Source organism: Paenibacillus sp. H1-7, assembly GCF_022354825.1.
In the GTDB taxonomy this organism is placed as follows: domain Bacteria; phylum Bacillota; class Bacilli; order Paenibacillales; family NBRC-103111; genus Paenibacillus_S.
Map to the genome: position 1 here is coordinate 662900 of NZ_CP031168.1, position 13083 is coordinate 675982.

Here is a 13083-nt window from a genome sequence, read left to right on the forward strand (position 1 = left end):
TTTTGTAAAAAGGGGATGTGGCAGAGGATGAGCAATGACGCCAACGAACGATTTCAAGCAATAGCCGCTTCTCTTCAAAAGCAGCAGTACTTTCAGGCGGAGCAGCAAGCGAAGGAATACATTCAGACCCGCCCGCTGGATGCCCAAGGATGGGCCTATCTAGGCGAGGCACTGCTTTCGCGCGGATTTGCCGGTGCGGCCCGTGCCGTGTTCGAGAGAGCACAGCTGTTGGACCCCGAGGCAGCTTGGATGCCGAATATCCTCAAGCAGCTGGAGCAGCAGGAAGAAGGCACGGAGCGCTACGATATTGAGCTGCTGCTGAACACGGAGAAAGTAAGGGTCAGCGCAGCGATGCTCGTCCGCAACGGTGAAGAGTACATAGATGACTGCATCAGGAGCCTGCAGGGTGCTGTGGATGAAATCGTCGTTCTGGACTATGGCTCGACCGATCGAACACGGACGATTGTGGCCGGTATGCCTCACATCAAGCTTATTCAATCGCAGTGGAACGACAGCTTCGCGTCCTTGCGCAATGAGGTGCATGCCCATATTACCGGAGACTGGGTTCTTTGGCTGGAGGCAAATGAGCGGCTTCATCCCCGGTACAAAGGAAAAGTCCGGGAAGCGGCGGCATTGTTTCAGCAGAGCGAGTCTCCTGCCGCCCTCGATGTGATCTCTACGGTACGAGCGAGTGGCGGAGCCGGAATAGAGAAGTTCGTCGGGCCACGTATGTATGCTATGAAATGGGGGCTGGTCTATTCCGGCAGAGTGAAGGAGAAGCTGACCTACCTGTCAGGAATAACGAACGGTGTTACACTGCTCCAGCGAAGGTTAAACCTGAAGCTGGTTGTTACGGAAAGCGGCTCTCGGGAAAACGCCGAGAGGCTTTCGCAGCTGCACTTGGAATTACTGCAACGGATGCTGACAGAGGAGCCGGATAACCCTGTCTGGCCGATGCATTACGGCGAAGCGCTTGCCGGGCTCGGACGGCTCGAAGAGGCTCAGAGCTATGCGGAACAAGCGGCTCGACTGGCGGAGCTCACGGATTTTTCACACCGTTTGGAGCTGATGATATTAACAATACGCTTGAATATGGAGCTAAGCAGGTGGCAGGAGGCGGAGCAAGCGATCCAGGAAGGGATGGCGGCTTTCCCCGGCTATCCGGACTTTTCCTATTATTCAAGTCAGCTTCAGCTGCATAGGGCCCAGCTGCTGTATAAGCAAGCGGCGCAGAATACGCGACTTGCGCAGGAAGGCTTTGTAACCTACAGGGGACCGGACTCGATGGATCACGATATTGCCGATTGGAAAAGCCAACAGCTGTATGCAGAGCTGGCGTTAAGCAGCGGCGAGCTTGCAGCTGCGGAATCGATGTATGAGGCATTGGCGGAGCGCTTTCCGGAATCTGCGGAAATCCGTACAAGACTCGCCAGAATCGAGCGGCAGCGGTCGAAGCTGGCCGGAACGGAAGGAGGGCGCGATAATGAATCCGACAATGCAGCTCCATGAACAAATACAGCAGTGCCTGGTTCGACAAGAGTTCGAGACGACGGAGCAATGGGCGTCTTCCTATGTTAAGCAGGCACCGGCCTCGTCCGCAGCCTGGTTATTGCTCGGGCAAGCGCTGCTAGGCCGTGGTTACGGCGCGATGGCGCAGCTTGCTTTTCAGCGGGCATGGCTGCTCGATCCCGAGGCGACCTGGGTCCGGGCGGTGTTCGCGGCGCTGAAGCAGTCGCAGGCAGGGCCGATAAGGGAAGAGATCGTGGAGCTGCTGAAGGTCAAGAAGGTCACCGTGACCGCGGCGGTTATCGCCAAAAACGAGGAGCGCTGCATAGAGCGCTGCTTGAACAGCCTGATCGGAACCTTCGACGAGATTGTCGTCATGGATTCAGGCTCTACGGATAAGACCATGGAGATCGTACGCCGTTTTCCCGAGGTTAAGCTGTATGAGACGGAATGGAAGGATAGCTTCTCACAGCTTCGCAACGAAACGATACCGCTGCTAACGAGCGATTGGGTGCTGTGGATCGATGCGGATGAAGTGTTATATCCGGATGATGCCAAGCATGTGCGGGAAGCGGCGGGCCTGTTCGATGCATTCGAGCAGCCGGTGATTTTGCAAGTATGGATGGCCAACCAATACGGACGTCATTTCCATCAGGATTTTTCCCAATCGAGAATGTTCCCGCTTAACAGGGGATTGCGCTATTATGGCCGCGTCCATAATCAAATTGCCCCGGACGGGGGACTGCAGGAAAGAGTGAACACCGTCAGCCGCAAAGTGAGAATACGGCTGATTCACGACGGGTACGATCCTTCGGTATGGCGGGGACGGCAGAAGGGCGACCGCTCCTTTAAGCTTTTGCAGCAGATGGTCGATGAAGAGCCTCTCAACCCGTCAGGATGGTTTTTTTACGGCAGAGATTGCTTCAATGTAGGTGAGTATGACCGGGCGCTGGCTTACCTTAAGGAAGCGGAACGGCTTGCATTAATGACGCCTGCTTTTTCGGCGTTAGGTACGGTTCGGATGTATATGGCGCAAATCCATTTGCAGCAACAAGAGTGGGTCGAGGCGATGCGGCTGTGTGAAGAGGTATTGCAGCGCTCCCCCGATTATCCCGACGCTCGTTATTATTTGGCCCAAGCTCAGATGGGACAAGCCCGTGAGCATCTCCGCCAAGCTCAGCAAGCTATTGTCTCCTACAACGAAGCGTTGCCCGGCTATCGGGGAGCTGTTGCTCCGGATGCCGAGATCAAAGCGTGGAAAGCAGGCCGGCACATGGCCGAGCTGGCTGTGCGGAGCGGCAAGCTGGCGGAAGCGAGAGACCTGTACGAGCATTTCTTAGTGCAATTTCCGCAGGTAGAGCCGCTTCAAGCCGGACGGCAAGCATTGAACGGGAAAATAGAGAAGCTGCTGGCGCTACCAACCGTAAGGCAGAAGCCGGCTTCGGAATAAACCGAGCATGTCATAACTGCACGTGAATCGGCGCACATCAGTCGGCTCGATGGGGTCGAAGTCCGGCGTCCGGCAGCTGTTGTTTAGCGGAGCCGTCCAGGCGGCTTGAGGGCTTCTTATTGGCTTTTCTTGGCCAATTCTATAATTGATTTAATGAAAGGTGCTTTCAATTCGGTATATGTCGCTCGGTCTTCCGGATACATACTGGCAAGATGCTTCTTAAGCGCTGCATACTCCTGTAATTTCTCTGGATGGCTTTTGAGGTAATTGCGGAACAACAGGTTGTTGTTCCACTCCTCACTAGTTATTTCATAAATGTGAAGGTGATGCGTGCCCTTTCGCCACAAGCCTTTACGAAAAAAACGGCGGTTTGGGAATTCCATTTTAGGAACATATTCATAACCAAGCTCCTTCAATGGTTCTATAAATAAATCGGCGTCGTTAAGAAGATTCACTCCGACTGCTATATCGACTATTGGCTTAGCAGGTAATCCTACGATTGAGGTACTGCCAATGTGTTCGATAGAAATGGCTTTATCGTTCAGAGCGTGATGAATCTGTAACTTCTCCTTCTCAAACTCTTCGATCCATTCAGGCGTATATTCTTGAATGATGACCTCATAAGTCAAATCAATTCCCTCCCATCGTATACTTTTACAAAGAGGTGATCCGGCATCTAATCCTCCTGCTCCTCCATCATCAACGTGAGCCCGCAGGAGGGACACTCTCTCGCCGTAGCGGCTACGCGGAAACCGCAGGCAGGACAAGTCTCCTCCGCATTCTCGTGGGGAATAGGCCGATCGGAGACATTCTGGAAATAATCGCCGACGGGACGGCCATCAACCTCCACGACCAGAAGCTCCTCGGTCAGCATCCAAACCATATTGCCATAACGGTCGCTTACGGCGGCCAAAGGAATTTCTGCAGATTCCTCCTGGGGGAACAGGCTTCCCCCGAATACTCCGGGGAGCATGGCTTTGTAAGCACCGTAACCGGTTCCGATAAGGACGTATGTCTTGCCGGACTGCTTATGTTTTACGATCGTTGCCATTCACGCAGGCCTCCTTTCGGGTTTAGCGTCATCCTGTGAATCGTTCCAGCAAATCTTGAGGCTGGGCCAGCTTTTCGAATCCGGTGATTTTACCGCTGAAGTGCTCTGAAAGAAACCATGTTGCGTGAAACGCCTGAAGCCCGGCGGCAGCGGCACCATCCAGCTCGCGCGAGCCCCCGTCACCGACAAATATAGCTTCGCGCGGATCCACCTTCAGATTGCGAAGCGATAGCTGATAAATTTCCTTATCCGGTTTGGCATAGCCTGTCGTATAAGAGAAAACCGCATCATCGAAGTAAGGAGCCAGTGTGGACCGATCCCATGCCCGTACCTCCTCCTCGGTGCAATTGCTTATCATACCGATGCGGACGCCGCGGCTTTTGAGCTGCTTCAGCATGTAAATAATATTCGGCGATATCTCGTCGAAAGGGACCTTCTTAGCTTCTAGCCTCGCCTGATACAGCGATTGCAGGTAGGCTTCATCCAGCGTTTTTCCTTTACTCTGCCACATATCCCGAAGCACGCTCGGAAAATCCGGGAATGTGCCGTTCATTCGGCGCACTTGTCTTACCCGCCACTCCTCGTCGTATTCCTGCTTGGTCAATCCCCACTGCTCCTGAAAATCATTCAACCGCGGAACCTTCCTGGATCCATTGGCAAATTCGGAAATGAGCGTTTCGTACAGATCGAATAGGACTGCTTTTATCATGGTTGTCCTCCAGTATTGGGTTAGGTTTGGATGAATTTAACATTTCGAAACAAATATGGAATTCGTGGCGTCTAACCGTTTGAAGAGAAATTACCATGAGAGGCTGTGCGAATATGAAAAAGGTCGGTTTTGTAGCCGGGCTATGTGCAGGTATTGGGCTGTCCCTAGGTACGGCGGCATTCGCATCCGGCAGTATTCAAGCGGTGCTGTTTCCAAGCAAAGTGAATTTTCTCGTCAACGATACCGTCCGGCAGATGGATAACGCTGACAACGAGGTCCTCAATTATAACAATAAAACGTACATTCCGCTGCGCACCTTTGCCGAGTCTATGGGAGCTGTTGTCGAGTTTGTGCCCGGATCTCCGGAAACCGGTGGCCATAATAAAATCAATATTTATTCCGGCATGTCGGCGAACACGCTCGGGAAACAGGATCCACAAGGCTATGTCAGTTACGGACCGCTGACCTTCAAGCAAGCCAGCACGGATTTGGAATCGAAAACGGCATCTTTAACGGGGTTGTTGAAAGTGAACAAACCGCTGACCGGCAAAAAAATCGAGCTGATTGCAATGAATGCCGAAGGAAAGCGCGTCGGATCCGCTGACATCGATATATGGGATCGGCTGCAGCAGGGAGATATTATCGAGCTGAATCAGGCGCTGTATTTGAGCGGTAGCATAAGCTCCTGCCAGATCGAGGTCAAAGATTCCTGGGCGCTGACGACCCGGGATTTTTTCCACGACGGGATGCTGTTGATGAATGAAGGGCTTGTTTTTGGCATGGGTAGTATCGATCCGTCCCAAGGAGGACTTGTCCAAACGCTTCATTCAAAAATCAGGGCGGAAAAGCGATCCGCATCGAGCCTTTGAACGTGGAGTACCAGATTGTAAAGATCGAAGACGGCCAAGAACAGGTCATGTTCAGTCATAAGCTCGCCCCTTTGACAGGGGAGGTGCCTGAGTACGGATGGTACGAAGCGAAGCTTCCCGTATGGAATTTAAAGGACTCGGACGGTCGTCCTGTAACACCGGGAACGTATGTAGCGAAGATCGTCATTCCTGATGGACTCCAATACACGGTGGAAGGCAGTGCGGAAGTCCAAACGCTCACCAGGCTCTCACGGTTTACAAAATGGGAGTACGATATTAAGCAAGACGATATCGATTCGGTACCTTAGAGAGCGTTACGCCCGACAACCGGAATTTGCTCTAAATAGCTGCGAACCTCCCGCGGGGAGCGCAAAATAATAACCGTCTGCCCCTCCTTGAGCAAAGCCAAACGGTTCAGCAATGCCGGACGGCTCGTTCTCCTGTAGCTCCATATCCAGCGAATGAAGCCCAGATCCAGACGCTCGGGACAGCCCTCGTTCAAATCGGGTCTTGTCCGGCCGTGATACATCACTCTGCGTTTAATAACGCGGTACATGCACAAGGAGGTCGGCATATCGAGAAAAATAATCGTGTCCGCAGCCTGCAGCCGGGTATCGAGGGTTCTTCCGTAATTGCCGTCGATAATCCAGGCTTCGTTGCGGACCAGCTTGTTCATGAGCTCGTCCCATTCGTCTTTGGGGGTAGCAACCCAGCCGGGACGCCAGTTCAACGCATCCAAATGAAACACGGGCAAGCCCGTGCGTTCACCCAATTGCCTGGAAAAGGTCGATTTTCCCGCGCCCCCTGAACCGATGACTATCACTTTGTTCATTCAACGATTCTCCTCCCGCACGGGATAAGCTGATGATTTCGCTTTCAAATCCTCGAATGCTGAAATGAGCCAGGGATGGACGACCTTCAGCCGATCCCGCTGGTTCCACAAATAGGCGATATAGACAAATGCCCCTTGCTCCAACGAGGTGTCTAATTGCTCGAGCAGCTGCTCCAAATAAGGAGGCTTGCCCGGCTGGTCCCATTCGATTTTATCCGCAACGAACAAGACGAGGTCCATCAGCGTTGCCTTTGCTTTTAACGTGGTATGGCATTCGATGGCGTCGAGTATGCTTGGATCGTGGATGTGAAAGACGTCCCGGGCAATAATACGGGAAATTTTTTGATGAATGATCATGGGGAATAAGGCTTCTTCCGGGAGGATCTCGATGTGCAGCTCCTGGGCGACACGGATTCTTTCATTGTTCGGAATGATCGCACTTATGTCATGGAGTAAGCCTGCGGTGCGGGCGGCTTCGGGGTCCCCGCCGAATTTGGCGGCCAGGCGGCTGGCTTCATCTCCGACTCGTAAGCTGTGCTCTGCGGTTTTGGGACAATTATACAAGCTCAGCAGATCGATGACATCGTTCTCCAAATGTCCTGTAAACATCATCGATTGCCGAATCGTAGCAATCCGGTCGTTCATAAGGATTCACTCCTTCGAAATGAACTCTTCTTCATACTACCATATTCTGGTTTGGCTGCCCATAAGGACTCTTCATCGTAAAAAGCACGCAGGTTGACCCAATGCCAAAAAAAGTATGGACTACTTGGCGGAACATAGTATGCTTGAATGAGGAGCGCATCATTGTGTGCTGATACGGTCAACGAAATGGAGTGAAGGAAAGAATGAACACCGAAGCAGGGCTGCTGAACGGGCTGAAGAACCAGGCGCGGCGATTGAAGCAAAACGTGTACGTCCTGTACCTGGCGTACCGGGATCCGCGGGTTGCCTGGTACGCCAAGCTGTTTGCGATTTGCGTCGTTGCATACGCATTCAGTCCGATAGATTTAATCCCGGATTTCATTCCGATTCTCGGGTATTTGGATGATCTGATTATTGTGCCGCTGGGCATAGCCCTTGCGTTGCGGATGATACCGGAACCGGTGCTGGAGGATTGCAAAGCCAAGGCAGAGGAGGTGCGCCGGCAGGGCAAGCCGGTCAATTGGATTACCGGCGCGCTGTTTATCGCGCTTTGGATTGCCTGTGCCGTGTGGTTAGGGATGCTGGCTTACAGGATGTGGGGATGACGGATGATCACGGAAGGGCAGGATTTCCTGAACGGCATTCGAAATAAAAGGGGGAAGTCGGCTTGTTCATCCTGCTGCGCAAATATTCGATCCGGCTGCAGCTGCTCTGTATCGGAGGAGTCATCCTGCTTTTATTATCGGGTACGGTAGTATGGAGCTATCACCAGATCCTGAATATTACATACAAAAGAAATAGCGACTATACGATTGAGCTTATCTCCACTATTAAGCGAAATATTGCATCGAATGCCGACACGATCAACCGGATTTTGCCCAATATCGCTTATAACGAGCAGATTCAGGAATATTTGATGGAGCAGGATCGGCTGAAGCAGTACGAGCTGCATGGCAAAATCGAAAAGCTGCTGGTCAACCTGAAGTCCATGAAGCAGGGGATCGTCGATATAGTGCTTGTAAGCACGATCGGCAGCAGTTCGTACAATTGCATCAATTGTCAAGAATTCATTCCGTTGAATGAAATACCGGAACGAACCAGCGCCTACTATTCGGCTCTCAGCCTATATCCCTACAGCAATCCGATGAAACAGGTCGTGTATGTCGGAGTTCCCGTATATGACAGGCACAACCAGGTCCCATTGGAAGCGAAAATCGGCTATGCGATCATGGTGCTGGATGTGAACGCTATTGCTCCTCAAATAGACAGCATGTCCGACAAAACGGCAGGCAGCTTCTATGTGCTGGACCGCAACCGTGTCGTGACCTCCAGCAATGATTTGTCCCAAATCGGAAAGCGCTTGCCGGAGCTGGAAGACCGGATCGCGAGCGGCACCAGAAACGACGAGTTCAGAAAGGACGGAGCCCCGTACGTTATTCATGCGGAGCCTATTCCGGAGATTGCGGGGCAAATCGTCAGCATTTACCCGACCAAGGAGCTGTTCCGGGGACTGGAGGAGGTGCAGCACCTGGTCATAGGCACGTTTATTGCCGTGATTGTGGTGATGTATGTTCTTTATATTGCGATCAGCCATAACATTTTGCAGCCGATCCGTTCCTTTATGACATTTATTTACGGACTGCGTGCCAAAGGGCTGAACAATCTGAACAAACGGGTCGCCTTGGAAGGCTATGCGGAAATCAGCATTATGGCCAAACAGGTCAATGCGCTGTTGGATGAGATCGACGATTTGGCGAGTAAGCTGATCGATTCCAAGACGCATATTTTTGAGCTGCAGCTTATGAAAAAGCAGGCGGAGCTGCAATATTTGAAAAGTCAAATCAACCCCCATTTTCTATACAATACGATGGAGACCATTAAAGGCATTGCGTTTGTAAAAGGTGTGGATGAAATCCGGGACATGACGGATGCGCTGAGCCGGGTGTTCCGATACAGCATTAAAGGGGAAGAGCACGTTGCCCTGAAGGAAGAATTGGACATTGTCGAGGCGTATATCAATATTCAGCAAATCCGCTTCGTCGACCGGTTTCATGTCCGCTACGATTTCGAGGAAGCTTGCTGCAGCTGCAAAGTAATCAAGATGGTGCTGCAGCCCCTCGTAGAAAACGCTGTGTTCCACGGCATAGAACCGGCGCTTCACAACTGCACTCTAACCGTAGGCTGCCGCATGGAAGATCACCGCAATTTGCTGCTGTGGGTCATTGATGACGGGGTTGGCATGGAGCATGCGATGCTGGAGCAGATTAGACAAAGCCTCGAGGTTCAACCGCCGGCTTCGAATAATATTAACATGTCCCGCGAAAGGCATGTTGGTATAATCAACGTGAACAACCGGATCAAATTCGCCTATGGCGACCAGTATGGCATAATGTCTATCGACAGCGTGCCGGGCGAAGGCACGAAGGTGCTTATCAAAATCCCGGTTATAGGGGGCAGCGATGTATAAAATCTTGTTGGTCGATGACGAGAGATGGATCGTTGAAAGCTTGAAGGGCACGCTGGATTGGACGGCGGCCGGGTTTGAGATCGTCGGCATGGCGTATAACGGCATAGAAGCCTGGGAACGAATCAAGGAGCTTCGGCCCGACATAGCATTCATAGATATTCGAATGCCGGGGATGAACGGTCTGGAGCTGGTCAAGAAGCTGCAGGAGACAGGCTCCGCCGTCCGCTGCGTGATGGCCAGCGGTTACGCGGAATTCGACTATGCGAAGCAAGCCTTGCAGTACGGCGCTGCAGGTTATTGCCTGAAGCCTTTCAATAAAGCGGAGATCGAGGAACTATTGGCGCGTCTCCAAGAACAGATTGCTAGGGAGCGGCGCGTAGTGGAGAGTGAACTGCTGCATCTGTTTCAGGATAGAGAAACCACGCCTGAAGCCTATGCAAGGATGGAGCGGCTGCTGGACAAAATCAATGCTCCCTGGGACCGGGAAAACGGCGCTTTCGTTGCTGTTGTACAAAGCTCGGATCCGTGTAATCTGTTTGACAGGTGGGCTGCAGTTTCCATCAGGATCGGACGCGGTAAGACCGCCTTCCTCCTGTATGGACGACACCACAGAGATGTCATGAACCGATTGGCAGAACCGATACCGGAAGGTGTCCGCGGAATGGGTCTGACCCCGATCTTTTATAACATGAATGAGATTCATGAGAAGATAGAGGAGGCGGGTGCGGCATCCTACTTGTACTTCGTTTCGGGCCGTCCGTTCATTGGGGAGCTGATAGCCGCAGGGGCGGATGATCTCGATGCTGCAGCGCTTCGCATGCTGGAGGAAGGGCTTGAGCGCAAGGATGCGAAATACGTTCACGAGAGCTTCGCCATCATCGAACGGCACTTCCGGACGGGACGATACGATACCGGTCATGCGTTCCGGTTCTATCATGTGATGCTGTCCAGGATATACAGGATGGCCGATGGCTTCACCGAGCGATTTCTATTCGGCTTTGACGAATTGACCGCCGCTTTCGATGATGTATTTGCGATGATCCGTTACTTGGAGCAGCTTGCAATGGATAGCTTCCATTCGGCGGGTATGGGAGATAAGACCGGGGAAGCGACGTTCGACCAAATTTTACAGTATGTTCAAGATCATTTCCGTGAAAATGTGTCCATACAGGATATTTCCAGGAAATTTTTTATGCACCCGAACTATGTAAGTCATTTGTTCAAAAAGGAGCTGCAGGTCAATTTTACGAAGTTCGTAACCGATAAACGGATGGAGTTTGCTTGTGAGATGCTCAGAAGCACTTCGTTTGCCGTAAGCGACATTGCAGAGAAGTCGGGGTATAACGATTATTTTTATTTTGCCAAAATGTTCAAACGACATACCGGGGTAACACCCACCGAATACCGTTTACGGGAAAGCTGACACACTGTCGGGATACGGCTCACGTCCTAATAGGATCGATCCAAAGCCGCCGACCTGGTGCTTGACGCCCGCCGGAACCGCCGAGCCCTCGGTCGATCCGGCGGGCGTATTGTTTTGCTGCCGGAAAAAGTGAAAGGACCTATACAATAGCTGAGAAAAATACATACGGATGCTGAGAAATGTTTATATGGCGGAATTAAGCCCTCGATTAAACTGAAATGGAGCTGGAGAAAGCGGTTTGTCAGATGAGGGGGATTCCGATTGAACACGCAAGCTGCACAAAAAGCGTTATGGCGGCGAATGGCAGAGTACAAATATTTTTATCTGCTTGTCATTCCGCTACTGGTGTATTACATCGTATTTGAGTACGTTCCGCTGTATGGCTTGATACTGGCGTTCAAGGAATTCAACTTCGCCAAAGGCATATGGGGGAGCGATTGGGTCGGCCTGGCCAATTTTGAAGAAATATTCATGCTGGACGACTTCTGGATTGCTTTCCGCAATACGATCATCATCGCCGTTGGAAGACTTATCTTCGAGTTTCCCGTTCCTATAGTGGTGGCGCTATTATTGAACGAGGTCCGGAAAGCCGGGTTGAAGAAATTTTATCAAGTGGTCTACACATTCCCGCACTTTTTATCCTGGATTATTATTAGCGGCATTTTGGTCAATTTTCTGGGTAATTTCGGTGTACTGAATCAGCTGCTGGAGTTATTTGGGATGGATAAGGTCAGCCTGCTCGTCGATCCGGAGAGCTTTCGCGGACTCATCTTTAGCAGCAGCTTGTGGAAGGACATGGGCTGGGGGACGATTATTTACTTAGCAGCCATTGCGGGTATCAATCCATCCCTGTACGAAGCGGCCAGCATCGACGGAGCCAGCCGGTTTCAGCAAATGCTGCACATCACGTGGCCTTCGCTAAAAAGCACGGTTATGATTTTGTTCATCCTCAACATCGGCGGAATGATGAGCTCCGGAGGCGGCGGCTTTGACCAAATCTTCAATCTATACAATCCTGCCGTTTACGAGAAGGCCGATATCTTGGATACGTACGTTTACAGGAGAACCTTTTCCGTAGGGTTAAGCTACGGGACGTCAACCGCCGTAGGATTGTTCAAATCGGTCATTAACTTCATGCTGCTGGTCGGCGCGAATCGGATGGCCAAGCGGCTGGGACAGGAGGGGATTTATTGATGACCCGCAGGAATACGTGGGCTGACTATGCCATCCATATGCTATTGATGCTTATTGCCTTGATTACGATATTGCCCTTTTATAATGTGTTCATTACTTCGTTCGCGGATCCGGCGGAAATGATGAAGCAGCGCTTCTATTTGATTCCAACCAGCTTCGATCTGGCTTCTTACAAGATTTTACTGGAAGGCAGCTATGTCGGAAAAGCCGTGGTCAATTCTCTTATCGTAACGCTGGTCGGAACCGCAGTCAACATTCTGGTGACCACTTGCGGCGCCTATGCTTTATCCAAAAAAGGAATGCCGGGACGGACCTTCATGATGGGAGGGATCGTGTTCACGATGCTGTTCAGCGGAGGGCTGATTCCATACTACTTAACGATCAAAAACCTGCATTTGATCAACAGCTACGCCGTAATGTTTCTTCCAATGACCGTCAGTACCTTCTTTCTTATCGTCATGATCAATCAGTTTCGAATGGTGCCGCCAAGTTTGGAGGAATCCGCCAAAATCGACGGCGCCAACGATATTTACATCCTGTTTCGCATCGTGATTCCGATCTCCAAGCCGACGATAGCGGCCATTACGCTGTTTTATGCGGTGGCCCGATGGAATGAGTGGTACCACGCCATGCTGTTCGTCAATGATCCGAAGATGCATCCGATGCAGCTGTTTTTGCGCAATATGCTGGCCGATGTTACGAAGATGTCAAGAGACGATATGGGAGCGTCCATGGTGGCTCAATTGCGGGAGACGTACCCGGACGGACTGAAGATGGCCAGTGTCGTTATCACAATGGTGCCTATCATGCTTATTTACCCTTACCTGCAAAAATATTTTTCCGCCGGCGTCACGCTCGGTGCCGTTAAGGAATGACCAGCGGTTTTCAGTACTTGGCAATACAGGCTTAACGATACAATAACCATACTAATTTTGGG

Annotated in this window: 14 protein-coding genes; 9 read left to right on the forward strand and 5 right to left on the reverse strand. The window is 51.5% G+C overall.

Features of this window, described 5'->3' with window-relative positions:
- The first annotated feature begins 27 nt into the window (after positions 1-27).
- A complete protein-coding gene (locus DVH26_RS03200) occupies positions 28-1509 on the forward strand; it encodes a tetratricopeptide repeat-containing glycosyltransferase (RefSeq protein WP_239631105.1) in 1482 nt (493 codons plus the stop codon).
- Complete coding sequence (locus tag DVH26_RS03205; protein WP_239631106.1) at positions 1484-2956, forward strand: glycosyltransferase; 1473 nt, start codon at positions 1484-1486, stop codon at positions 2954-2956. Before DVH26_RS03200 ends, DVH26_RS03205 begins: the two co-directional genes overlap by 26 nt.
- Positions 2957-3072: 116 nt before the next feature.
- Here the strand turns inward: DVH26_RS03205 and DVH26_RS03210 are convergent, their stop codons facing one another.
- From DVH26_RS03210 to DVH26_RS03220, 3 genes are read right to left on the reverse strand one after another with little or no spacing between them, the layout of a single operon-like run.
- A complete protein-coding gene (locus DVH26_RS03210; protein WP_239631107.1) occupies positions 3073-3585 on the reverse strand; it encodes a GrpB family protein in 513 nt (170 codons plus the stop codon).
- Between the two features lie 47 nt (positions 3586-3632).
- Positions 3633-4007, reverse strand: coding sequence for a zinc ribbon domain-containing protein (locus tag DVH26_RS03215; RefSeq protein ID WP_239631108.1), 375 nt, complete (start codon positions 4005-4007; stop codon positions 3633-3635).
- 28 nt (positions 4008-4035) lie between these two features.
- Complete coding sequence (locus tag DVH26_RS03220; RefSeq protein WP_239631109.1) at positions 4036-4716, reverse strand: HAD family hydrolase; 681 nt, start codon at positions 4714-4716, stop codon at positions 4036-4038.
- A 113-nt stretch (positions 4717-4829) separates the two neighbouring features.
- On the opposite strand from DVH26_RS03220, the gene DVH26_RS03225 reads away from it, so the two are divergent.
- Positions 4830-5585: a copper amine oxidase N-terminal domain-containing protein gene (locus DVH26_RS03225; RefSeq protein ID WP_239631110.1), complete on the forward strand. Its 756-nt coding sequence runs from the start codon at positions 4830-4832 to the stop codon at positions 5583-5585.
- 2 nt (positions 5586-5587) lie between these two features.
- Positions 5588-5893: a hypothetical protein gene (locus tag DVH26_RS03230; RefSeq protein WP_239631111.1), complete on the forward strand. Its 306-nt coding sequence runs from the start codon at positions 5588-5590 to the stop codon at positions 5891-5893.
- On the opposite strand, the gene DVH26_RS03235 is transcribed toward DVH26_RS03230, so the two are convergent.
- Both DVH26_RS03235 and yqeK read right to left on the reverse strand, forming a co-directional pair.
- Positions 5890-6417 (reverse strand): DNA topology modulation protein, encoded by a 528-nt coding sequence (locus DVH26_RS03235; RefSeq protein ID WP_239631112.1) that lies wholly within the window; start codon positions 6415-6417, stop codon positions 5890-5892. The genes DVH26_RS03230 and DVH26_RS03235 overlap by 4 nt on opposite strands.
- On the reverse strand, positions 6418-7062 hold the full coding sequence (gene yqeK, locus DVH26_RS03240; protein ID WP_239631113.1) for a bis(5'-nucleosyl)-tetraphosphatase (symmetrical) YqeK: 645 nt from the start codon (positions 7060-7062) through the stop codon (positions 6418-6420).
- Positions 7063-7265: 203 nt separating this feature from the next.
- On the opposite strand from yqeK, the gene DVH26_RS03245 reads away from it, so the two are divergent.
- From DVH26_RS03245 to DVH26_RS03265, 5 genes are all read left to right on the forward strand, one after another.
- A complete protein-coding gene (locus DVH26_RS03245; RefSeq protein WP_239631114.1) occupies positions 7266-7667 on the forward strand; it encodes a YkvA family protein in 402 nt (133 codons plus the stop codon).
- 62 nt (positions 7668-7729) lie between these two features.
- Positions 7730-9529, forward strand: a complete 1800-nt coding sequence (locus tag DVH26_RS03250; RefSeq protein ID WP_239631115.1) for a cache domain-containing sensor histidine kinase — start codon at positions 7730-7732, stop codon at positions 9527-9529.
- Entirely contained in the window at positions 9522-10952 is a 1431-nt protein-coding gene (locus DVH26_RS03255; protein WP_239631116.1) for a response regulator transcription factor, read from the forward strand. The genes DVH26_RS03250 and DVH26_RS03255 overlap by 8 nt, the downstream gene beginning before the upstream one ends.
- 261 nt (positions 10953-11213) lie before the next feature.
- Positions 11214-12146: an ABC transporter permease gene (locus tag DVH26_RS03260; RefSeq protein WP_239631117.1), complete on the forward strand. Its 933-nt coding sequence runs from the start codon at positions 11214-11216 to the stop codon at positions 12144-12146.
- Entirely contained in the window at positions 12146-13021 is an 876-nt protein-coding gene (locus DVH26_RS03265; RefSeq protein ID WP_239631118.1) for a carbohydrate ABC transporter permease, read from the forward strand. The genes DVH26_RS03260 and DVH26_RS03265 overlap by 1 nt, the downstream gene beginning before the upstream one ends.
- The last annotated feature ends 62 nt before the right edge of the window (positions 13022-13083 follow it).